The sequence below is a fragment of the Bacteroides graminisolvens DSM 19988 = JCM 15093 genome (assembly GCF_000428125.1).
In the GTDB taxonomy this organism is placed as follows: Bacteria; Bacteroidota; Bacteroidia; order Bacteroidales; family Bacteroidaceae; genus Bacteroides; species Bacteroides graminisolvens.
The window spans coordinates 943,712-966,517 of the sequence record NZ_ATZI01000001.1; the positions used below are offsets into that span (position 1 = coordinate 943,712).

Annotated in this window: 23 protein-coding genes and 2 tRNA genes; 7 read left to right on the top strand and 18 right to left on the bottom strand. The window is 41.4% G+C overall.

Annotation, left to right across the window (positions count from 1 at the left end; all coding sequences use genetic code 11):
• The 3 genes from C511_RS0103850 to C511_RS0103860 are packed head-to-tail and all read left to right on the top strand — an operon-like array spanning nucleotide 1 to nucleotide 3,900.
• Nucleotides 1–1,233: a PLP-dependent transferase gene (locus C511_RS0103850; protein ID WP_027317845.1), complete on the top strand. Its 1,233-nt coding sequence runs from the start codon at nucleotides 1–3 to the stop codon at nucleotides 1,231–1,233.
• Between the two features lie 49 nt (nucleotides 1,234–1,282).
• Nucleotides 1,283–2,626, top strand: coding sequence for an alpha/beta fold hydrolase (locus tag C511_RS0103855; protein WP_024996305.1), 1,344 nt, complete (start codon nucleotides 1,283–1,285; stop codon nucleotides 2,624–2,626).
• A gap of 38 nt (nucleotides 2,627–2,664) precedes the next feature.
• Nucleotides 2,665–3,900, top strand: a complete 1,236-nt coding sequence (locus tag C511_RS0103860) for a carcinine hydrolase/isopenicillin-N N-acyltransferase family protein (RefSeq protein WP_024996304.1) — start codon at nucleotides 2,665–2,667, stop codon at nucleotides 3,898–3,900.
• On the opposite strand, the gene miaA is transcribed toward C511_RS0103860, so the two are convergent.
• The 16 genes from miaA to C511_RS0103940 all read right to left on the bottom strand — a co-directional run bounded on the left by miaA (nucleotide 3,895) and on the right by C511_RS0103940 (nucleotide 19,314).
• Nucleotides 3,895–4,800 (bottom strand): tRNA (adenosine(37)-N6)-dimethylallyltransferase MiaA, encoded by a 906-nt coding sequence (miaA, locus tag C511_RS0103865; protein ID WP_024996303.1) that lies wholly within the window; start codon nucleotides 4,798–4,800, stop codon nucleotides 3,895–3,897. The genes C511_RS0103860 and miaA overlap by 6 nt on opposite strands.
• A complete protein-coding gene (locus tag C511_RS0103870) occupies nucleotides 4,800–5,360 on the bottom strand; it encodes an IS1096 element passenger TnpR family protein (protein ID WP_024996302.1) in 561 nt (186 codons plus the stop codon). The genes miaA and C511_RS0103870 overlap by 1 nt, the downstream gene beginning before the upstream one ends.
• Before the next feature lie 8 nt (nucleotides 5,361–5,368).
• Nucleotides 5,369–6,136 carry an acyl-ACP--UDP-N-acetylglucosamine O-acyltransferase gene (gene lpxA / locus C511_RS0103875; RefSeq protein ID WP_027317847.1) on the bottom strand — a complete coding sequence of 256 codons (768 nt, stop codon included), beginning with the start codon at nucleotides 6,134–6,136 and terminating at the stop codon, nucleotides 5,369–5,371.
• A gap of 9 nt (nucleotides 6,137–6,145) precedes the next feature.
• Nucleotides 6,146–7,531 carry a bifunctional UDP-3-O-[3-hydroxymyristoyl] N-acetylglucosamine deacetylase/3-hydroxyacyl-ACP dehydratase gene (locus C511_RS0103880; RefSeq protein WP_027317848.1) on the bottom strand — a complete coding sequence of 462 codons (1,386 nt, stop codon included), beginning with the start codon at nucleotides 7,529–7,531 and terminating at the stop codon, nucleotides 6,146–6,148.
• Between the two features lie 3 nt (nucleotides 7,532–7,534).
• On the bottom strand, nucleotides 7,535–8,575 hold the full coding sequence (lpxD, locus tag C511_RS0103885) for a UDP-3-O-(3-hydroxymyristoyl)glucosamine N-acyltransferase (RefSeq protein ID WP_024996301.1): 1,041 nt from the start codon (nucleotides 8,573–8,575) through the stop codon (nucleotides 7,535–7,537).
• Between the two features lie 143 nt (nucleotides 8,576–8,718).
• A complete protein-coding gene (locus tag C511_RS0103890; protein ID WP_024996300.1) occupies nucleotides 8,719–9,945 on the bottom strand; it encodes an HD domain-containing protein in 1,227 nt (408 codons plus the stop codon).
• A 44-nt stretch (nucleotides 9,946–9,989) separates the two neighbouring features.
• Nucleotides 9,990–10,814 (bottom strand): orotidine-5'-phosphate decarboxylase, encoded by an 825-nt coding sequence (gene pyrF / locus C511_RS0103895; RefSeq protein ID WP_024996299.1) that lies wholly within the window; start codon nucleotides 10,812–10,814, stop codon nucleotides 9,990–9,992.
• A 21-nt stretch (nucleotides 10,815–10,835) separates the two neighbouring features.
• Nucleotides 10,836–11,948: a peptide chain release factor 1 gene (gene prfA, locus C511_RS0103900; RefSeq protein ID WP_024996298.1), complete on the bottom strand. Its 1,113-nt coding sequence runs from the start codon at nucleotides 11,946–11,948 to the stop codon at nucleotides 10,836–10,838.
• A 3-nt stretch (nucleotides 11,949–11,951) separates the two neighbouring features.
• The gene (locus C511_RS0103905) at nucleotides 11,952–13,118 is read right to left on the bottom strand and encodes an AIR synthase-related protein (RefSeq protein WP_024996297.1); all 1,167 of its coding nucleotides are present in this window, start codon (nucleotides 13,116–13,118) and stop codon (nucleotides 11,952–11,954) included.
• A 168-nt stretch (nucleotides 13,119–13,286) separates the two neighbouring features.
• Nucleotides 13,287–13,868, bottom strand: a complete 582-nt coding sequence (locus C511_RS0103910) for a LemA family protein (protein ID WP_024996296.1) — start codon at nucleotides 13,866–13,868, stop codon at nucleotides 13,287–13,289.
• A gap of 35 nt (nucleotides 13,869–13,903) precedes the next feature.
• A complete protein-coding gene (locus tag C511_RS0103915; RefSeq protein WP_024996295.1) occupies nucleotides 13,904–14,821 on the bottom strand; it encodes a TPM domain-containing protein in 918 nt (305 codons plus the stop codon).
• Nucleotides 14,822–14,889: 68 nt separating this feature from the next.
• A complete protein-coding gene (locus C511_RS0103920; RefSeq protein ID WP_024996294.1) occupies nucleotides 14,890–15,843 on the bottom strand; it encodes an alpha/beta hydrolase in 954 nt (317 codons plus the stop codon).
• A gap of 18 nt (nucleotides 15,844–15,861) precedes the next feature.
• The gene (locus C511_RS0103925; RefSeq protein WP_024996293.1) at nucleotides 15,862–16,605 is read right to left on the bottom strand and encodes a shikimate dehydrogenase family protein; all 744 of its coding nucleotides are present in this window, start codon (nucleotides 16,603–16,605) and stop codon (nucleotides 15,862–15,864) included.
• An 18-nt stretch (nucleotides 16,606–16,623) separates the two neighbouring features.
• Nucleotides 16,624–17,361 carry a bifunctional demethylmenaquinone methyltransferase/2-methoxy-6-polyprenyl-1,4-benzoquinol methylase UbiE gene (gene ubiE, locus C511_RS0103930; protein ID WP_024996292.1) on the bottom strand — a complete coding sequence of 246 codons (738 nt, stop codon included), beginning with the start codon at nucleotides 17,359–17,361 and terminating at the stop codon, nucleotides 16,624–16,626.
• Nucleotides 17,358–18,299, bottom strand: a complete 942-nt coding sequence (locus C511_RS0103935; RefSeq protein WP_024996291.1) for a phosphoribosylaminoimidazolesuccinocarboxamide synthase — start codon at nucleotides 18,297–18,299, stop codon at nucleotides 17,358–17,360. The genes ubiE and C511_RS0103935 overlap by 4 nt, the downstream gene beginning before the upstream one ends.
• Nucleotides 18,300–18,318: 19 nt before the next feature.
• On the bottom strand, nucleotides 18,319–19,314 hold the full coding sequence (locus C511_RS0103940) for a PhoH family protein (RefSeq protein WP_024996290.1): 996 nt from the start codon (nucleotides 19,312–19,314) through the stop codon (nucleotides 18,319–18,321).
• A gap of 299 nt (nucleotides 19,315–19,613) precedes the next feature.
• Here C511_RS0103940 and C511_RS0103945 point away from each other — a divergent pair, with 299 nt between their 5' ends.
• The 4 genes from C511_RS0103945 to C511_RS0103960 are packed head-to-tail and all read left to right on the top strand — an operon-like array spanning nucleotide 19,614 to nucleotide 22,596.
• Nucleotides 19,614–20,204 (top strand): DUF5715 family protein, encoded by a 591-nt coding sequence (locus C511_RS0103945; protein WP_226992472.1) that lies wholly within the window; start codon nucleotides 19,614–19,616, stop codon nucleotides 20,202–20,204.
• A gap of 48 nt (nucleotides 20,205–20,252) precedes the next feature.
• The gene (truA, locus tag C511_RS0103950) at nucleotides 20,253–21,014 is read left to right on the top strand and encodes a tRNA pseudouridine(38-40) synthase TruA (protein WP_024996288.1); all 762 of its coding nucleotides are present in this window, start codon (nucleotides 20,253–20,255) and stop codon (nucleotides 21,012–21,014) included.
• A gap of 31 nt (nucleotides 21,015–21,045) precedes the next feature.
• The gene (locus C511_RS0103955; protein WP_024996287.1) at nucleotides 21,046–21,945 is read left to right on the top strand and encodes a DMT family transporter; all 900 of its coding nucleotides are present in this window, start codon (nucleotides 21,046–21,048) and stop codon (nucleotides 21,943–21,945) included.
• 9 nt (nucleotides 21,946–21,954) lie between these two features.
• Complete coding sequence (locus tag C511_RS0103960; protein ID WP_024996286.1) at nucleotides 21,955–22,596, top strand: DUF3256 family protein; 642 nt, start codon at nucleotides 21,955–21,957, stop codon at nucleotides 22,594–22,596.
• A 44-nt stretch (nucleotides 22,597–22,640) separates the two neighbouring features.
• Here the strand turns inward: C511_RS0103960 and C511_RS0103965 are convergent.
• Both C511_RS0103965 and C511_RS0103970 read right to left on the bottom strand, forming a co-directional pair.
• Nucleotides 22,641–22,713, bottom strand: a tRNA-Gly gene (locus tag C511_RS0103965).
• A gap of 9 nt (nucleotides 22,714–22,722) precedes the next feature.
• Nucleotides 22,723–22,805: transfer RNA gene (locus C511_RS0103970), tRNA-Tyr, on the bottom strand.
• Nucleotide 22,806: the final 1 nt, after the last annotated feature.

The following is a 22,806-nucleotide window of genomic DNA, read 5'->3' on the forward strand; positions in this document are numbered from 1 at the left end:
ATGAAGAAACAAGGTTTTGAAACACGGGTTTTACATACTTCTTATGAAAGGGAGGATGTGTATGGAGCATTGGCTATGCCGGTTTATAACACGGCGGCTTATGAGTTTGAAACAGCTGAGGCTATGGAGGCTGCTTTTTGTGGCCGTACGGCAGATCATGCTTATTCACGCATCACAAACCCTACAGTACAACATTTTGAGAATTGCATACGCAGCGTAACGGGGGCTTTAGGGGTCACGGCTCTGAATTCGGGCATGGCAGCCATCAGTAATGCGCTTATTACGGTGGCTTATGCAGGAAGCAATGTGGTTACTTCGTCTCACTTGTTTGGCAATACGTATTCTTTTTTGAAGAATACATTGGCTGCATTTGGCGTAGAATGCCGTTGTTGTGATTTAACGAATATGGACGAGGTACGGGCACAGGTAGATGAACATACTTGTGCTCTTTTTTTGGAGGTGATTACCAATCCTCAACTGGAAGTGGCGGATTTGAAGAAGTTGGCTGCCATTGCTCACGAGAAAGGGGTGCCGTTGATTGCCGACACAACGGTTGTGCCTTTTCATGTGTTTCAGGCCGATAAGTTTGGGGTAGATATTGAAATTGTGTCGAGCACGAAGTATATTTCGGGTGGGGCGACCAGCATCGGTGGACTAATTGTTGATTATGGCTCATTTGATTGGAGCCGTTCGCAGAAATTGGCGGGCATGAGCCGTGATTTTGGTAAGGCGGCTTTTGCTACGAAATTAAGAAAGGAAATTCACCGGAATTTGGGGGCTTATATGACTCCGCAGGTGGCTTACATGCAAACGCTGGGATTGGAAACAATGGAGGTGCGGTATGCCAGACAGGCTGGTTCTTGTTTGCAACTAGCCCGCGGCTTGCAAGATTTGGACGGTATTGAGTCGGTTAACTATACGGGATTGGAGTCGAATCCTTTTTATCTGATCAGCAAAGAGCAGTTTGGTAGCTTACCGGGGGCGATGCTTACGTTCGATCTGGCTTCACGTGAGGATTGCTTTCGTTTCATGAATCGGTTGAAGCTGATTCGCCGGGCAACGAACTTATTCGATAACAAAACCTTGGCCATTCATCCGGCTAGTACTATTTATGGTTCGTTCTCGCCCGAACAACGTCTGAGCATGGATGTAAGCGATAAAACGATTCGTCTTTCTGTGGGACTTGAGTGTCCGGATGATTTATTAGAAGATATAAAGCAGGCTCTTGGTTGATTTTTCTATATTTGTATTTCTCTGGTGTTAAGTTTAATCTCTGACGTATATGAAAAAAAACTATTTGTTTAGGTTGCTGCTCTCGGTTGCTTTGCTGATTGGAGGTTGTGGCTGTGTCATGGCTCAGGATGGAAAGGCCAAGGCTGAGGAATTGTTTCGCTTTTTGATGGATGGCAAAGGGGATAGTGTGCATGTTCGTCTGACGGAAGATATTCGTTCTAAAATTGCACCGGCTGTATTTAGTGAAACACCTAAACAGCTGGAGGCGCAATTTGGATCGTTTCAATCAAAAGGTCCTTGGGGCACTTCCACGAACGGCGACATGACGGTTTATTATTGTGATGTGCGGTTTGAACGTTCGGCTCTGCGATTTTTTACCGTTTTCAACAAGGACGGTAGGGTTAATACGGTTCGGTTTGTTCCGGCTACTCCGGCTGCTAAATCCACTACCGATAATCTGTTCAACAATGATAAGATGGCGGAGTCTTCTTTCGAACTGATTTCCGGAAAGTATAAGTTGCCTGCTGTGTTGACTTTGCCTAAAGCGGGCAAGAAGGTGCCTGTGGTGATTTTAGTGCATGGCTCAGGACAGAATGATCGGGATGAATCGATAGGTCCCAATAAACCATTCAGGGAGTTAGCGCATGAGTTGGCGTTAAGGGGAGTGGCGGTGCTGCGCTACGATAAGCGTACATTGGTTTATCCTTCTTCTTGGGAATCGGTTGCGGGAAAGGGTACTTTCATGGATGAAACGGTGGAGGATGCTTTGGCGGCTATCGATTGGGTACGAGGGCATGCGTCGGTTGATTCGACAAAGGTATATATTCTGGGACATAGTCTGGGGGCTACTTTGGCTCCGTTAATTGCTCAACAAGCTCACAATCGGTTGGCGGGCGTTATCATGCTTTCGGCAGCCGCCCGTCCGATGGAGGATTTAATTTGGGAACAGGTCACTTATTTATCGACTTTGCCGGGGAATGATCAATACGGGGCTGATAAGCTGCAACAGCTGAAGAAGCAGGTTGATAATGTGAAAGTGGCGGGTACCAGAAAGTTTAATGTTGAGTTGGGAGGCCCCATGAATGCGTCTGAAAGTTATTGGGTGTTTGCTCACAATTATAATCCGCTTAAAACGGTTGCCAAATTGCGGTTAAGGATGTTGTTGTTGCAAGGTGAGCGCGACTATCAGGTTACTATGAACGACTTTTCATTATGGAAGTCGGCCTTGCAGAAAAGAAGGAATGTTTTCCTGAAATCGTATCCTGAACTGAATCACTTATACCAGCGTGGCGTAGGAAAATCAACGCCCGGCGAATACATGAAGCCTGATTCTATTCCTGCTTATGTGATGAACGATGTTGCCTGCTGGGTGGTAACCGGACTTCTTAAATAAATTTTCCTGCTACGTTTAATTTTTAAAAATGCTTATTTATGAAACGGAATTTGTTTGTGGCTTTTTTCATTTTGCTGGCTTTTGTATGCAATCACACGTGGGCATGTACATCGGCTGTTATATCCGGTAAGATTACTCCCGACGGGCGACCGCTGTTGTGGAAACAAAGGGATACGGATACGGCACAAAACAGTGTGATGTATTTTTCGGGGAAACGTTTCTCTTTTGTTGCAATTATAAACAGCAATGAAAAGAATCCCAGGGATATATGGATTGGTACCAATTCTGCTGGCTTTTCTATTATGAACACTCAGTCGTACAATCTGGAAAAGGTTAAGAAGGGGGAGGATAGAGGATCGGACAACGGCCGGATCATGAAACTGGCATTGGAGGTATGTGCTACAGTAGAGGATTTTAAACATTTCCTTGACTCAATCAAGAAGCCTTCACTTACGGAAGCTAATTTTGGGGTGATTGACGCCAAAGGGGGGGCGGCTATGTTTGAAACGGGGTACTACAAATATACGATGTATGATGTGAATAATCCCAAGGACGCGCCTTACGGATACATAGCACGAACCAATTTCTCATTTGCCGGCGAGGTGAACAACGGTGCTGGGTATGTTCGTTACATGCAGGAAGATAAGATATTAATGCCGGCTTCGGCAACGAAACAGATAACGCCTTCGTGGATATTTAAAGAATTAGCTCGTTCGTTTACTAATTCATTGCTTGGCATTGATCTCAAAAGTGGAGATTTTAACCGTCCTAAGACTTCAGGGTGGTTTGTTGATCAGGACTTTATTGCACGTAAAAGTACTTCTTGTTCGGTGGTTGTTCAAGGTGTGAAGGTTGGCGAGAATGCGGAGCTTACTACCATGTGGACGGTTTTAGGGTATCCGCCGGCTAGTGTTGTGGTACCGGTTTGGGTAAAAGGTGCTTCTGAGCAGTTGCCTGCTTTGCTGGCTCGTAATGCCGGAACGAAACTGTCGCCTTTGTGTGACAGGGCGGTTACACTGAGGGATCGGGCTTTTTCATATACTCAGGGTCTGGGAAGCGAACGTTATTTTAATTGGGAACTGATTTTTAACAAGGCAGGCAAGGGATATATGCAGTTGTTGGAGCCAGTTGAGGATGCTGTTTTTCAACGGGTGGCAACCAAACTCGAAGGTTGGCGCAAAAACGGATTCGTTGATACAGCGGATCAGGCTCTCTTGTACAGGGAGCTCGATGATTTTATTGCACTCAAATACAAGGAGTTGTTTGATTTATAATTGAATCTTCTGTTTGATGTAAGTCAGGATGTCTTCTTCCTGATTCGGGTGAAACCAGCGTATTTCTTCGTCGCGTTTAAACCAGGTCATCTGTTTGCGTGAATAGATTCGTGAGTTTTGCTTGATTTTATCTATGGCAAAAGGGAGTGCCCATTCACCGTCAAGGTAATTGAATAGCTCTTTGTATCCTACGGTGTTCAGTGAATTAAGTTGTCGGTAGGGGTATACTTGTTTGACTTCATCAAGCAGTCCTTGTTCCATCATGATGTCGACACGTTGGTTGATACGGGCGTAAAGTTCTTCACGATCGCGGGTCAGCCCAATCTTTATCATGCGGAAAGGACGTGTTTTCTTTTCTTGTGTGCGGAATGAGGTATATGTTTTTCCGGTCATATAGCATATCTCCAACGCATGAATAACGCGCTTGTGGTTCTTAAGGTCTACAATCTTATAATAATCGGGATCAAGCAATTTTAACTCGGCGCACAATTGCTCCAAGCCTTCTTTTTCATATCGTTCAAGCAAAGTCTTGCGGGTTTCTTCATCTACAGTGGGGATGTCATCGATACCTTTGCAAACGGCATCAACGTACATCATGGAGCCTCCTGTCAGAATGACTACATCCTTTGTTTGGAATAAATGATCAAGTAATTTTAGAGCGTCTTCTTCGTATTGGGCGGCACTGTAGTAGTCTGTTAATTGCAGTGTGCCTATAAAATGATGAGGAACCCGTTGCAGCTCCTCAGGTGTTGGGGCGGCTGTACCTATTTTGAGATTGGCGTACAGCTGCCGGGAATCTGCAGATACAATTTCGGTACCGAAGTTTTCAGCGATACGTAAACTGAGTTCTGTTTTCCCGACACCTGTAGGGCCTATTATAACAAGCAGGTTTTTTGCCATTAAAGACGATCTTCTTCGAATGAACCTCCGGCAGTATCTCCGTTCAAACCTTCAAATCCTTCCGGATCAAACTCATCAATGTCAAAATCCTGGTCACCGTAGAAGTTTTCATCCAGGTCCATAGAACTGTTGGTGAGAGCCATTTCCTCAAAATCCACCGTTTGTTTGGGAGGATTTCCTTCTTTCTTTGTGCATTTGGCTGCTTTTATTTCTTTTCCTGTGATGATTTCAGAAAGTTCAATAAAGAAACAACGCTCTGTCATGTAATCGAATACATAAAGAAGTTTCTGCTTTTCATCTTCAATGAGTTCACTCAACGGGGTTTCTTTCATTACCCAGCTGTCGATTTCGGGGTTATCATCCATTTCTTCAAGGGTGACTTCCTTTTCTTTTTCCCAATCATCATCACAGATGAAGAAGGATGTCATCTGATCTGCTTTATAATCAACAGATTTCAGTATGGCCTCATGCAATTCGAAAAACGTTGCTTCCGGATCAATCTGTATTTCTCTGACAAAGTCATCGGCTTCATCGGATATTATGGTAAATCTGTATATCATAGTTGTTATTATTTGATAATTCCTCTTTCTGATGAACGTACAAAATCAACAATATATTGAATCTCGGGTGTCATTTCCACTTCCGCTTCAACCTTTTGAAGTGCATCCGATATATTCAAACCGCTTTGATAGATAATACGGTAAGTATTGTGGATGTTCTCTATGATTTCGTTTGAAAAACCACGGCGACGAAGGCCAATGATATTAATTCCGCAGTAAGCGATAGGATCACGACCGGCAACGATGTAGGGTGGGATGTCTTTGCTAAAGCGACTTCCGCCTTGTACCATTACATAACCTCCTACGTGACAGAACTGGTGCATTAAAATAGCTGCACTAATGATGGCATGGTCATCAATCACAATTTCGCCAGCCATTTTAGTTGCATTGCCGATAATGCATCCGTTTCCGATTTGTGCATCATGAGCTACGTGTACGCCTTCCATCAGGAGGTTGCCACTACCTACTTTGGTAATGCCTTTAGCGGCTGTACCTCTGTTGATTGTTACATTTTCTCTAATCAGGTTGTTGTCACCGATTTCTGCTGTTGTTTCTTCTCCTTTGAACTTTAGGTCTTGCGGTACTGCACCAATGACGGCACCTGGAAATATGGTGTTACCACTACCAATTCGAGATCCGTACAAGATGTTCACATTGGGCATAATCTTATTGTTGTCACCAATAATCACATTCTTGTCAACGTATACAAAAGGACCAATCTCTACGTTTTCACCGATTTTTGCTTCGGGATGAATATACGCTAAGGGACTTATCATGCTATAATTTTATTTGTTTTTTACTATTTGTGCCATGAACTCTGCTTCACATACCACTTTTTCGCCTACAAAAGCATATCCTTTCATGGTAGAAATTCCTCTGCGGATAGGTGACAGAAGCTCAACACGGAAGATGAGCGTATCACCGGGAACTACTTTCTGGCGGAATTTAACTCCGTCAATCTTCATGAAGTAAGTAGAGTAACGATCGGGATCATCGACCGAGTTGAGAACAAGAAGTCCTCCAACCTGCGCCATCGCCTCAACCTGCAGTACACCGGGCATAACAGGTTCTTCTGGGAAGTGTCCCTGGAAGAAGGGCTCGTTAACTGTTACTCCTTTTACACCAACAATATAGTTCGCTCCGATTTCGATTACTTTATCTACCAATTGGAATGGGTAACGGTGGGGCAGTAATTCGCGTATGCGGTTGACATCCATAACTGGTGCTTCGTTGCAATTATAGGTTGGAGCCTGTATTTCATGCAAGCGGATTTCTTTGCGCATTTGGCGTGCAAACTTGTTGTTTACAGTGTGTCCCGGGCGGGTGGCAATAATCCTTCCCTTGATGGGTTTACCAATAAGTGCCAAGTCACCAATTACATCGAGTAGCTTATGGCGGGCGCATTCATTAGCCCATACAAGTGGTTTGTGATTGATATATCCTAACTCACTGGCATCCATGTGGGGTACACCCATAACGTCGGCCAGTTTGTCATAACTTTCCTGAGACATTTTACGTTCGTAGATAACGATGGCGTTATCTAAGTCGCCACCTTTAATCAGTCCGGCAGACAGTAACGGCTCAATTTCTCTAACAAAAACAAAAGTGCGGCTTGCCGCTATTTCTGTAGGGAATTTGCTCATGTCTTCTAATGTAGCAAACTGATTAGGAATGATTGTTGAATCATATGAAACAAGTACATTCAAGCTAAAATTCTCATCGGGTAGCACAATGATGGAAGAGCCGGTTGCTTCATCACGGAACTCTATTTTAGATTTAATGATGTAGAAGTCTTTCACCGCATTCTGTTCCTCTATTCCTACGCGATCAATCTCTTGTACGTAGTATTGTGCACTTCCGTCAAGAATAGGAAATTCAGGACCGTTCACCTGGATCAAGCAGTTATCTATGCCTAAAGCATAAAGGGCAGCCATACCATGCTCTATTGTGCTGACTCTAGCTTCTCCTTTTGCCAATACTGTACCTCGGGTTGTTTCCACAACATTATCAGCCACAGCATCTATAATTGGTTGCCCCTCCATATCAACACGTTGTATTTTGTACCCATGATTGTCTGGAGCAGGGTTGAAGGTTACGGTGAGTTCAAGCCCGGTGTGAAGACCTTTTCCACTTAGCGAAAAGCTATCTTTCAGTGTTTTTTGTTTCAACATCGTTTACTTATTTAATTGTTGTTTTAATTCTTCTAATTCTCTGCGTAGTGCATGGACTTCTGTATACATTTCAGGTAGTTTCTTGTATGCAACAGATGCTTTGAAGTACTTTTTGGCATCAAATGCAGGCGAACCCATTATCTGAGAACCCGACGCTACATTTCCCGGTATACCCGATTGAGCAGCAATACTTACTTTATCGCCAATCTTGGCATGTCCGGCAAGTCCTACTTGACCGCCAATCATACACCATTCTCCCACTTTGGTTGAACCGGCTATACCAGCCTGCGCGGCCATCACGGTATGTGAACCAATCTCGTCATTATGAGCAATCTGTATTAAGTTATCCAGTTTGACTCCTTTGCGAATGACGGTAGCTCCCATGGTAGCCCTGTCGACACAAGTATTGGCACCTATTTCTACGCTATCTTCCAGAATGACGATTCCTATTTGAGGGATTTTTTCATATCCATCGGGAGTAGGGGCAAAGCCAAATCCGTCGGCTCCAATAACGACTCCTGAGTGTAGTATGCATGCATTACCTATGCGACAATCGTGGTATATGCTTACGTTGGAGTAAACAGTACAATGGTTCCCTACAGTAACTCCATCGCCAAGATATGCATGTGGATAAATTAATGTATCGTCTCCCACAATACAATTTTCACCAATATAGGCAAAGGGGCCAATGTATACGTTTTTGCCTATCTGCGCTGTTGATGATACGTATGCCAATGAATGTATTCCTTGTTTTTTGGGCTTGCTCATTTCATACATGTTAAGTAGCTTTGCCAAACTCTCATAGGCATTATCTACCTTAATTAAGGTAGCTTTTATCTCATGTTCGGGGATGAAATCTTTGTTTACTAACACAATGCTTGACTGTGTTGTATATATATAAGAGGTATATTTGGGGTTAGCCAAAAAAGAAATGGCACCCGGTATTCCTTCTTCAATTTTAGCAAATGTATGCACGGTTGCATTCTCGTCGCCAAGAATTTCACCCTGTATAAATGTTGCTATTTGCTTAGCTGAAAATTCCATTTTATATTTTCTTGTTGTATAGTTCTATCCTTATATTTGCTGTTCGGGGTCGGAGACATATTGTTTCACGACAGCATATCAGGGCGCAAATAACGGATTTTTTTTTTATATTACCTTATTCTTCATTGAATATTTTACAGTACCTAGGCAAAACGATAGTAACAAATATAATACTTCTTTACTTTTTTAGAAAGCATAGAAAAATTGAGCATATCTGATGCTTCTGCTATATTTTTTATCGTTCCATCTGGATATATGATATCAATACTATCATCATCCGGATTGTACATGTGATTCTCAATGCTGGGGGTAGAGACAAAATAACCGGCTTCTTTCAAGCTGATATTTAGTTTTTGACTGATGTGATAAGTTAATTCCTTTTTGCGTTCTGGGCTAATAGGATCGGTTGATATTTCCACTTTGAATATGTTCCGATTTATGATGGCGTTACTTAATGTTGACAATACCTTGTCTGGATGTGATCCCCATACCTTTAAAGAGGTCCAAATGTCATTGTCGTCGAGCTGAATAAAGTGCTCCAGACAATTGGGGTTGTTGTGAAATTCTTCAGGTCCGATATGGTTGTACAAGAAAAAACGAAGGGCCGGTGAAGCAAATAGTTCAGTTCCTTGCGCAGCCAATTCTTTGGCACGAAGCAGTACGCTAATCAACATACGTTCATAAGCCACTGATGTTTTGTGCAGGTAAACCTGCCAATACATGAGGCGACGCGCAGTCAGAAAATTCTCAATGGAATAAATTCCTTTGGCTTCTAAAGCAAGCTGATCATCTTTCACCTGAAGCATCTCAATGATACGTGCAGAACCGATACTGCCTTCGGATACACCGGTGTAAAAACTGTCACGTTTTAAATAATCCAGACGGTCCATGTCAAGTTGCCCGCTAACCATTTGATGCAGGAACTTCTTTGGATATTCATCTTTGAATATTTGAATGGCTAAACTGAGCTGACCATTCATTTCCTTGTTCATGCGTTCCATGAGCATCAAAGATATTTTTTCGTGAGAAACATGGTGCACCAACGTGTTTTCAAGTACATGAGAAAAGGGACCGTGTCCGATGTCATGTAAGAGAATGGCTATTTTAACAGCTTCTGCTTCGCTGTCGAATATGAAGTTTCCTTTTGCAGTGAGTTGCGTGATGGCTTGCTGCATTAAATGATAGGCACCCAGCGAATGCTGAAAACGTGTGTGTTGGGCGCCCGGATAAACAACAAACGAAAGTCCCATTTGCTTGATGCGGTTGAGGCGTTGCACAATAGGATGTCGCACAATGTCGTACAACAATCCTTTTGGGATGTTTATAAACCCGAATACCGGGTCGTTGATAATCTTTCGTTTATTGTTCATTGTCTTTTATGCTGCTACTCGGATTAAGTATCTGAGACTACGGCTCAAACAAGTCGTTTCAACTCTATTGCCATTTGTTCCTGCACTTCTTTTGCGGCTTTTCGGGCTGCTTCTGCAAAAAGCTCTGTCTTGTCAGCATAGATGATTGCTCTGGAGGAGTTGACTATCAGTCCGCACATATTATTCATGCCGTATTTGCAAACTTCTTCTAAGGAACCTCCCTGTGCACCAACGCCGGGTACGAGTAAGAAATGGTTGGGAGCGTACTTGCGGATTTCAGTGAACATTTCGCCTTGAGTGGCACCCACTACATACATCATTTGCTCGTCATTGGCCCATTCTTGTGACTTTTTAAGTACTTTTTCGAAGAGTCGTTCTCCGTTGCTATCTACCGTAAGTTGAAAATCTTGTGAGCCTTTGTTAGAAGTCAGCGCTAACAATATAACCCATTTTTCCGGATAGATAAGGAACGGTTTTACGCTGTCTTCACCCATGTAAGGAGCTACGGTTACCGAATCAATATTCAGTTCATCGAAGAATGAGCGAGCGTACATTTCACTTGTATTCCCAATATCTCCTCGTTTGGCATCAGCAATAATGAACTGATCGGGATAATTCTCTTTGATGTATCTTATTGTTTTTTCAAAAGACACCCAGCCTTTAACTCCCATACTTTCGTAAAAAGCTAAATTGGGTTTAAAAGCGATGCACAAATCAGCAGTGGCATCAATAATGGCTTTGTTAAAAGCAAAAATAGGATCTTCTTCTTTTAATAAGTGCTCAGGAATCTTCTTTATGTCAGTATCTAGTCCTACACACAAGAAAGATTGTTTACGTTTGATGTTTTCAAATAATTGCTGTTTATTCATTGCTCTGTACTTTTAATAGTCCTATAATTCGCTTTCTTTCATTCGTTCTGTGTTCTCGGCTACAATTAGATGGTCAATACAGTCTTGTATATCTCCTTCCATAAATGCTGCGAGGTTGTAGATGGTATAGTTAATGCGGTGATCGGTGATGCGGCCTTGCGGGTAGTTGTAAGTACGAATCTTGGCTGAGCGGTCTCCGGTTGATACCATCGTTTTGCGTTTTGATGCAATGTCGTCAAGGTATTTTTGATGTTCTTTGTCGTATATAAAAGTACGCAGACGAGCTAATGCTCTTTCTTTGTTTTTAGGTTGATCACGCGTCTCTGTACACTCAATTAGAATTTCTTCGGGTATGCCGGTGTTCGGATTCTTCCATACATAACGAAGGCGTACGCCCGACTCTACTTTATTCACATTTTGTCCACCAGCACCTCCCGAACGGAAAGTGTCCCATTTGATCTCTCCCTCGTTGATGACTACATCAAATTCTTCAGCTTCCGGTAAGACGGCTACCGATGCGGCCGATGTATGAACTCGCCCTTGTGTTTCTGTTGCCGGAACCCGTTGTACGCGATGTACACCTGATTCATATTTCATGATGCCGTATACATTATCACCTGTAATACTGCAAATGACTTCTTTATAACCGCCAGCTGCTCCTTCGTTACAGCTCGAAACTTCCATTTTCCATCCTTTGTTTTCGCAATATTTTGCGTACATGCGGAAGAGATCGCCTGCAAATATAGCGGCTTCATCACCTCCTGTACCTCCACGAATTTCAAGTATGGCATTCTTGCCGTCTTGTGGATCAGCAGGTACAAGCAATATTTTTATTTCTTCCTCAAGCTCCGGAAGTCTGTTCTGACATATATCTAACTCTTCGCGAGCCATGTCACGTAACTCCTGATCTGTTTCGTTAGATATAATTTCTTTGGCTTCATCAATGGTATTGATAGCTTGAATGTATTCATTTCTCGCTTTCATTAAACCATTCAAATCCTTATACTCTTTGGTGAGCTTTACATATCTTTTCTGGTCGGCTATTACTGCCGGGTCTGTAATGAGGGTAGAAATCTCTTCAAACCGACTTACTAATCCTTCCAGCTTTTCTAGCAAACTGTTATTTCCTGCCATATTTTAATATCTGAATTCGCCGAATTCACTTCTAATAATTAACTCTTTTTTATCGCTTTCTTCGACACGGCCTACAATCTGAGCGTCTATCCGGAATGACTTCGAGATATCAATTACTGTCTCAGCATCTTCGGGTGAAAGATATACTTCCAAACGGTGTCCCATATTGAATACCTTGTACATTTCAGCCCAATCGGTTCCACTTTGTTCCTGAATCGTTTTAAATAGGGGAGGAACAGGGAAAAGGTTATCTTTAATGACTCTCACATCGTTTACGAAATGAAGAATTTTAGTTTGAGCACCACCCGAACAATGTACCATTCCATGTATTTTGGAGCGAAGTTGATCCAATAATTGCTTTACTACAGGAGCGTAGGTACGTGTTGGTGAAAGAACCAGTTTCCCGGCATTTAATGGGGAACCGCTTACTTCGTCTGTTAACCTGAGCCCTCCAGAATAAATTAACTCATCGGGTACACCGGCGTCAAAACTTTCCGGATATTTCTGTGCCAGGTATTTAGCGAAAACATCGTGACGGGCTGAAGTTAAACCATTACTTCCCATACCACCGTTGTATTCCTTTTCATAAGTGGCCTGACCATACGAAGCTAAACCAACAATGACATCTCCCGGACGAATTTGAGCGTTGTCAATAACGTCGCTTCGTTTCATGCGGCACGTTACTGTGCTGTCAACTATAATGGTTCGAACTAAGTCGCCTACGTCTGCTGTTTCACCTCCGGTGGCGTAAACTCCAACTCCCATTTCGCGTAGCTCGGCCAGAAGTTCATCCGTTCCGTTTATGATAGCAGAAATAACTTCTCCGGGGATTAGTAATTTGTTGCGGCCAATTGTTGAAGAAACCAGAATATTGTCTACGGCACCTACACAAAGTAAATCGTCAATGTTCATAATAAGGGCATCCTGAGCTATGCCTTTCCAAACTGAGAGATCACCGGTCTCTTTCCAGTAAAGATAGGCTAAACTTGATTTTGTACCTGCACCATCGGCATGCATAATGTTGCAGTAATCGGGATCGCCTCCCAGTATGTCGGGAATAATTTTGCAAAAAGCTTGAGGAAAAATACCTTTATCGATGTTTTTTATGGCATTGTGTACATCTTCTTTAGATGCTGATACGCCACGTTGCATGTATCGTTGGTTACTCATGAATGGAACATTTTTAATGTATATGCCGCAAAATTACTTCATTTTTCGTTTACAGGCAACTATTTCTGTCAGATACTCATTTTAGGAATGCATAAATGCAGGAAATGGAGGCCGGTTATTATAATAACCGGCCTCCATTTCCTTGTACCTTAAGAAAAGATTATTCTTTTAAAACTCAACCTTGGGTGCCTTTTCTGCTCCTTCTTCAGCTTCGAAGTAGGGACGCTTTTCAAATCCGAACATTCCGGCAAAGATGTTTTTGGGGAATCTGCGAATGGCCGTATTGTACTCTTTAGCAGCATCGTTGAAGTTTTTACGGGCTACATTTATGCGATTCTCTGTCCCTTCAAGTTGTGCTTGTAGCTCTAAAAAGTTTTGATTGGCTTTTAGATCAGGATAATTCTCGGTGATAGCCAATAATTTACCTAATGCAGCGCCTATCTCTCCTTGTGCTTTTTGATATTTAGCTATAGCTTCGGGAGTAAGGTTCGATGGATCGACTTTCATTTGCGTAGCTTGTGAACGCGCTGCAATAACTCCTTCCAGTGTTTCTTTTTCATGTGAAGCATATCCCTTTACTGTATTAACCAAGTTAGGAATCAGGTCGGAACGACGTTGATATTGTGTCTCAACATTGGCCCATTGGTTACTTACATTTTCTTCCATGGATACCATACCGTTATAGGAAGATACTGCCCAAATGGCAATGACTGCTATAACAGCTATTAAAATGATAACTGACTTTTTCATATATTCTTCTCGTTTTAATTATTACTATTTATTTTTTAAAAGCGTGATCCTGCTCCACCGCCACCACCGGAGCCCCCTCCGAAACTACCGCCGCTGAAACCGCCGCCACCGCCAAAGCTGCCACCACCAAAACCACCGATGAACGGGCCGCCACTGCCACCGCCTCCCCGATAGTTATCGTCATACGATTGTTGACGTCTGACAATGCTATGTCCACAATTCATGCAAGTATAAATAACATCTTCTGTTTTTACTCCGTTACGTTTAGATATGAGTTGTGTACTGCTTCGCTGAAGTTTATGTTTTCCGCATTTAGGGCATTTGGTACTAATCCAGATAGCCCATAAGCTAGTTAGTCCGCCTACCAGTACCACACCGGCAATGGCAATGAACAAAAAGAAAACACCGCCGTCTTCAGATTCTTCTTGCGCATCATTAGGCATGGAACCATCCAACCGCGATACGGTAGATTTTATGCCTGATACCATTCCCTTATCCCAATCTTGGTCTTTCAGGTACGGAATCATATCTTTGGTTTGTATTCTTTTGCAGATAGCATCGGGTAGCACTCCCTCCAGTCCATAACCGGTATAAAACTGAATGCAGCGTTGATCGGTAACAAGCAAAATAACGAGTCCGTTATCTTTTCCTTTTTTTCCTACACCCCATGAATTAAGCAATTGATGAGAAAAGTCGAAGCAATCAACTTCACCGATGGACGGTAAAACTGCAACGACCGACTCAATACCGGTTTGTTCTTCTAAATGATACAGCATCCGATCAATAGAATCAACGGCTGCTTCCGAAAGTATTCCTTCGGGGTTACAAACATACCTTGTTTTATTTTGCAAGTGCACTTTGGGGATGTTATCTACTGTATATATCTTGTTCTCCTGTGACTGAACTTGCAGCCATAAGCAGAAAAATGTAAGAATGATTAAGAGTCGTTTCATCTTTATTTATTTAATAACACAAACCTACTCAAAAAACATGTAATCAGGAAGTTTAGGCCAATAAAAAATCAGAATATGTATTTGCTTACAAATTCTTTCACTCTTTTGGTGTATGCTTCTTTGTTTTCTTTATAAGAAACTGCATGTTCAGCGTTGGGAACAATCCAACATTCTTTGGGGGCAGGTTTGTTCTCAAAAAGTTTGTTTACCATGTAGGTTGGTACATATTTATCTGCATCACCGTGTATAAAAAGCATGGGTAGATGACAATGTTTTATTTGATCAAGGGCTGAGGCTTCCTGAAAACTCCATCCGTACTTTAGCTGACAAAGCCAACTAGCTGCATACAACAAAGGAAAATCCGGTATATTAAACTGTTCTTTAAGTTCTTTACTAAATTGCTCCCATACACTTGTATATCCGCAATCTTCCACAAAGCACTTTACATAATTTTGTTGAGGTTCTCCCGATACCATCATGGTTGTGGCGGCTCCCATCGAAATTCCATGAACTACCATACGGATGGAATCACCGTAAATATGTGCTGCGGTTTGCATCCAATGCAGCACATCTAAGCGATCCTTCCAACCCATTTGGATGGCGTTCCCTTCACTTTGTCCATGGTACTGAAGGTCAGGTAATAAGATGTTGAATCCCAAATCATGGTTATACATATAGCCAATTTGCATAATTCGTATGGCGTTGTCTGTATACCCATGTACAATAACAGCGGTGTGTGTAGTAGGCCTTGAGGCTTTTATATAATAAGCGTGTAGTTTGACATTGTTTGCCGGACTGTAAATGTTTGTATCTCTCAATGCACCAACTTCTTGTAAGCTATCTATCCAAGGTTTTATGTAAGGATACTCACGGAACATATATGCGAGAGATTCTTCCTTAGTCTCTTTGTTTTTATCAGGACGAAGAGAATAATTTAACATGTAGAAACTTCCCCAAGTTAGTCCGCCAACTATTAGTAAGATGAGTGCGCTTAGTATGAAAAGAATATTGCGGCGTTTCATAGTCGAGGCTGTTTGGGTTTATTTTTGCCAGATTTCCCAAGCAGCAAATGCTTGTAGTAAGAGCATTTCCAATCCGTTTTTAGTAACAGCTCCTTTGGCCTCTCCCTTTTTCATGAAAAGAGTTATATTGGGATTGTAAAGGAGGTCATACAATAAGTGTTCGGAAGTTATAGCTTCATAAGGAATGTCAGGGCAGGCATCTACTTTGGGATACATGCCCACAGGAGTGCAATTGACTATGACGGTATATTCTTTGATAATTTCCGCGTTAAGTTCTTCATAGGTCAACATACCAAAACGTGCGGTTCGTGAAACGAATTTTGCTTCAATACCTAAGTTTTTAAGACCGTGGAACACAGCTTTGGAAGCTCCACCTGTTCCCAGTATTAAGGCTTTCTTGTGGTGTGACTGCAGAAGAGGTTGTATGGATTGAGTAAATCCGATAATGTCTGAATTGTATCCTATCAGTTTGGGCTTTCCTCCTTTGTTTCGAATGATTTTGATTACGTTAACAGCCCCGATAGCAGCAGTCTGCTTATCCAGTTCGTCAAGATAGGGAATCACTTTTTCTTTGTAGGGTATAGTGACATTTAGTCCATGCAAATTTGGGTTCGCTTCGATGATTTCCGGAAAATTATTAATATCAGGAATCTCAAAGTTAATATATTCTGCTTCAATCTTTTCAGAAGAGAATTTCTCATTAAAATATCCAATTGAGAAGGAATGTTTCAATGGATAACCAACCAAACCGTATTTTTGCATGACTATATGTTTTATAAATTATTTAGTAGCTGTGTAAAGAGTACAAATTCCCATGGTAAGTCTCTCAAAACTAACAACGCTGAAACCCGCTTTAGCAATTGCTTCTTTCATAACCTCTCCTTGTGGGAAAGCTTTTATGGTTTGCGGAAGATAAGAATAGGCATTCTTGTCTTTTGATAATAGTTTACCCAGAGTGGGAATAACTATTTTAGAATAGATGGCAAATAGTTGCTTCATTGGAAAGCGCTCTGGGGTTGTCAGTTCAAGAATCACCAAATGTCCTCCGGGACACAGTACTCGTTGCATTTCTCTTAACCCTTTATCTAAATCTTCAAAGTTTCGAATACCAAATGCCACCGTTATAGCGTCAAATTTACCGGACTCGAATGATAGTGAAGTACAATCTTCACGGATAAAATGTATTTTATCCGAAAGATTGTACTTTTCAACTTTATCTCTACCCACATTCATCATTCCTTCGGATATATCAGTACCGATTACTTTATCCGGTTGTAGCATGCGATACGCCAAAATAGCAAAATCACCTGTTCCGGTTGCTACATCCATAATCTGTTTTGGTGCAAAAGGCTGTAGCCAGTTTATGGCTTTGCGTCTCCAGTATTTATCAATGCCCATGGAGAGCATGTGATTGAGCAAGTCATATTTGTGCGCGATGTTATCAAACATGCGCTCTACTTGCGGAGCTTTTCTGCCTTCGCTTCCGTAAGGTTTGATGTTTTCTTGTGGATAATTCATTTTTTCAGGAACTCAGTTACATTTTTTTCGATACGTGCTGCAACATCTTCGGCATTGGCTTTATTAAATTTTTCACCAACAATGTGTTCATAAAGCTCAATGTAACGTTCAGATACCGATTCTACATATTCATCGGTCATTTCGGGTACAACTTGCCCTTCTTTACCCATGAAGTTGCGCTCAATCAACCATTGGCGAACAAATTCTTTTGAGAGTTGTCTTTGAGGCTCTCCTTGCGCGAATTTGTCTTCATAGCCTTCTGCGTAGAAATAACGTGATGAGTCTGGCGTATGTATCTCGTCAATCAGGTAAACTTTATCATCCTTTTTCCCAAATTCATATTTTGTGTCCACCAAAATCAATCCTTTTTCTGCAGCCATCTCGGTGCCACGTTGAAATAACGCATAGGTGTATTTTTCCATAAGCTCATAGTCTTCTTTGCTTACTAAACCTTGGCTGATTATTTCTTCTTTTGAGATGTTTTCATCATGTCCGGCATCTGCCTTGGTTGTTGGTGTGATAATCGGAGTGGGGAACTTTTGGTTCTCTTTCATTCCGTCGGGCAGAGCTACACCGCATAAATTGCGACATCCTGCTTCATATTCTCGCCAAGCACTTCCGGTTAAATAACCGCGAATAATCATCTCTACGCGGAATCCTTCACACTTGATACCAACCGTAACCATCGGATCGGGAGTCGCTATTTTCCAATTAGGAACAATATCTGCAGTTGCATCAAGAAATTTGGCTGCAATTTGGTTTAAAACCTGTCCTTTGAAAGGAATGCCTTTAGGTAATATTACATCAAATGCCGAAATTCGGTCACTTGCTACCATTACTAGAAGTTCATCATTAATGTTATACACATCACGTACCTTACCGTGATATACACTTTGTTGTCCTGGAAAGTTGAAATCGGTTTTTACTAATGCTTTCATATTCAATTACAATTAGGATTTACCCATTCTGGTTATCATTCTTTTCTTCTTCTCTTTTTTTGTCCCGCGCAGCTTTTTGTTCTTTATCGAATTTCTCATAAGCATCAACAATACGCTCTACTAGTTTGTGGCGCACAATGTCTCGTTTACCCAATTCAACAAAGCTGATTCCTTTTACTCCTTTTAGTATCTTCATGGCCTGTATCAAACCGGAAGTCTGAGACGGAGGAAGGTCTATCTGCGTCATATCACCTGTTACAATCATTTTAGTGTTCATCCCCATACGGGTGAGGAACATTTTGATTTGTTGAACCGTTGTATTTTGTGCTTCATCTAAAATGACGACTGCATCATTCAGAGTACGTCCGCGCATAAATGCTAAAGGTGCTATTTGGATAATATTTAATTCCATATATTCTTTCAGCTTAGCTGCCGGAATCATATCTTGTAATGCATCATACAATGGCTGTAAATACGGATCAATTTTCTCTTTCATATCTCCCGGCAGGAAACCAAGTTTTTCTCCAGCTTCAACGGCTGGCCTGCTAAGGATTATTTTTTTTATTTCTTTGTTTTTTAATGCTCTTACGGCTAATGCTATTGCTGTATAGGTTTTGCCTGACCCGGCTGGCCCTACTGCAAATATCATGTCATTCTTGGCAAAGCCTTCAACTAGCTTTAATTGGTTTTCACTTCGTGGAATAATTGGCTTTCCTGTTACACTGAAAACAATGACATTGCCCGTTTTTTCAGCTTGCGGCGCGTTACCTTTAACAATATCGATGATTACTTCTTCTTTCAGAGAATTGTACTCTGCACAATATTTCTCCAGAGCCTGAATGTTTTCTTCAAAAGCACACATCTCAAGCTCATCTCCCAATACCTTGATTACGTTTCCTCTGGCAACGATTCTCAATTTGGGGTAGAGCGCCTTTAGCAATTGTATGTTAGCGTTATTCACACCGTAAAAAATAACAGGATCAATGTCCTCAAGAACAATTAGTTTTTCTATCATTAAATGAGTTTAAGGGTTGATTTGTTTGCTCGGCGAACAATAATTTGCCGGGTTGTAGATTATGCTCGGCCAAAACGTCTGCAAATTTAAGCAATCGTCGGCACATTTTATCTATTTACAATCGATTTAATTTGCCGGCTTATTTCTGATAAATGGCATTTTCCTTATCTTTGCGCTAAGAAAACAGTAATAGTGATATGCGAAAATTGAAACCAAAATATCGCCGGATAGGCTATCTTCTTTTATTTTTGTTTTTGGGACTGATTGCGTTGTTGGTTTTTCCGAGTGGGAAAAAAGATATGTCACTAAAGGTGAACAATCCTCGGAATATTCACGGTGTAATCAGCTATAAGCGCTCTTTCGGCGACTTGAATGATATTCAACTGGTTGCTGCGCGTACCCATGGAATAATACCTCTTAATTCAAGAGAAGAGGCAGAAAATTTAAAAGGCCAATTGATGGAAATAAGAGACAATGAGCATTATTCACTTGATTCGTTGACTCACTCGTTGCCTTATTTAGTTCCTCGTGCTAGCAGCTTACTCGATTCAATCGGTCTTGTTTTTCTTGATTCACTTGAATCAAAAGGCTTAAATCCGAATAAAATAGTTGTAACTTCGGTTTTAAGAACTAAAGATGACGTTAAGAAATTACGTCGTCGTAATGGTAATGCATCTGAGAACTCAGCTCATTTTTATGGAACTACTTTTGACGTTAGCTGGAAACGTTTTAGAAAAGTGGAGGATACTGATGGCCGCCCTTCTGAGGATGTGAGTGCCGATACCTTAAAATTGGTACTCTCAGAAGTATTGAGAGATATGCGCGAAGCCAATAAATGCTACGTAAAGTACGAACTTAAACAAGGATGTTTTCATATTACTGTCAGATAAGAGTCTGACAGTTCTTTCTTGATTATTTATTCTCCTTAACCTGAAGAAATGGCAACTCAGAGATATTTTATATATTTGGCGTATGATGGAGCAAACTATCACGGATGGCAAATTCAGCCTAATGGGATTAGTGTGCAGGAATGTTTAATGAAAGCACTTGCCACTTTCCTGCGACGTGAAATTGAGGTGATTGGTGCCGGAAGAACGGATGCTGGTGTACATGCTACTCTGATGGTTGCACATTTTGACTTTGAAGGAGATACTTTGGATGTAGAGTTGGTTGCAGATAAACTGAATCGTTTATTACCTCCTGATATTTCAGTTTACCAGGTTCGAAGAGTGAAATCTGACGCACATGCACGTTTTGATGCTACTGCACGTACCTATAAGTATTATATTACCACTTCTAAGAATCCGTTTAATCGCCAATATCGTTGCCGTATTCATGGAAACCTTGATTTTAAAAGGATGAATGAAGCTGCTCAAGAGTTATTTGGCTACTCCGATTTTACCAGTTTTAGCAAATTGCATACGGACGTAAAAACAAACATTTGTCGCATAACGATGGCTGAGTGGACTCAGGTCGACGAAGTGACTTGGGTATTTACAATTCGGGCCGATCGTTTTTTGCGTAATATGGTTCGTGCTATTGTGGGCACTTTGCTTGAAGTGGGCAGAGGTAAAATGACCGTTCAAGATTTTAAGCAGGTAATAGAACTGCAAGATCGCGGTAAAGCGGGCACTTCAGCTCCCGGTCAGGCTCTTTTTTTGGTTAATGTGGAGTATCCTGAAAATTTGTTTATTGACTGATTTTCGTTTTATATAAATAAATATAGTAAAAATGTGGTTATTATTTGCCTTTCTTTCGGCTGTTCTACTAGGCTTTTACGATGTCTTTAAAAAACATTCGCTGAAAGAGAATGCCGTTTTGCCGGTTTTGTTTCTCAATACTTTATTCTCAAGTCTTATCTTCTTGCCTTTTATCGGATTATCCGCCATCGCTCCTTCCATACTTGAAGGTACCCTGTTTCATGTACCGCTAGTTGGCTGGGATGTGCATAAGTTTATAATCATCAAATCGTTTATCGTACTTTCTTCCTGGATATTTGGTTATTTTGGGATGAAACATTTGCCACTTACCATTGTGGGGCCTATTAATGCTACTCGTCCTGTAATGGTTTTAGTGGGCGCCATGCTGCTGTTTGGTGAACGTCTTAATCTTTATCAATGGGTTGGGGTGATGCTTGCTATTCTCTCGTTTTTTATGTTGAGTCGATCAGGAAAGAAAGAAGGGATCGATTTTGCACATAACAAATGGATCTTCTTTATTGTCATGGCTGCCATAACAGGGGCAATTAGCGGACTGTATGATAAGTTTTTGATGAGACAGTTTAATCCGATGGTGGTGCAGTCTTGGTACAATGTATATCAGGTATTTATTATGTGCCCTATTTTGGCTTTATTGTGGTGGCCTAAACGAAAGGAAACCACTCCGTTCAGATGGGACTGGGCCATCTTGCTTATTTCAATTTTTCTTTCAGCTGCCGATTTCGTTTATTTCTATGCGCTTAGTTTCGACGATTCGATGATCTCCATTGTTTCCATGGTGAGACGTGGAAGCGTTGTTGTATCTTTCTTGTTTGGAGCGATGTTCTTCCGTGAAAAGAATTTAAAAAGTAAAGCAGTTGACCTTATACTGGTACTAATCGGTATGATATTCTTATATTTGGGATCAAAATAAAAAATAGATATGAAAAAGAGCTTACTAGGATCATTTCTTTTGTTTCTGGCTTTATTCGCGCAGGCGCAGGATGCACGAACTGTTTTTATTAACATGCCCGATTCGCTGATGCCTTTGCTCACGAAAGTGAATAGAGAAGATTGCATTGATTTTCTTGATAGCAAAATGAGAGCGCAGGTGAAAAACAAGTTTGGTAATACGTCGGAAATGACAGATCTATCTGTTGATTACATTCGTATGAAGATGACAGAACAGAGTGATTGGCAAATGAAGTTGTTGACTACCACAGATTCAACAAAGATTGTTTGCGCGATTTCTACAGCGTGCGCACCGGCTTGTGATAGTGAAATAAGGTTTTATACAACTGATTGGCAAGAACTACCCGCATCACAATTTATTCTATTGCCTGTTATGGATGATTTCTTTATATACCCAGATTCTACTAAACAGTTGGAATACACAGAGGCCAGAGATGCAGCTGACTTATTCTTAATGAAGGCTTCTTTGAATAAAGAAGATGATACGCTAACCTTTAGTATGACTACTACTGATTACTTGAGTCAGGAAATTGCTGATAAGGTGAAAAGCTTTTTATCTAAGCCATTGGCTTTTGAGTGGGTTAGCGATAGACGAATCTTCGTGAAACGTTAATTGTGGATATAAAAAAAGAGAATCTGTTTTCAGATTCTCTTTTGAGCGGAAGACGGGGCTCAAACCCGCGACCCTCAGCTTGGAAGGCTAATGCTCTATCAACTGAGCTACTTCCGCAATTAGAAGTGGGCAAAGATGGATTCGAACCACCGTAGGCGTAAGCCAGCAGATTTACAGTCTGCCCCATTTGGCCACTCTGGTATTTGCCCT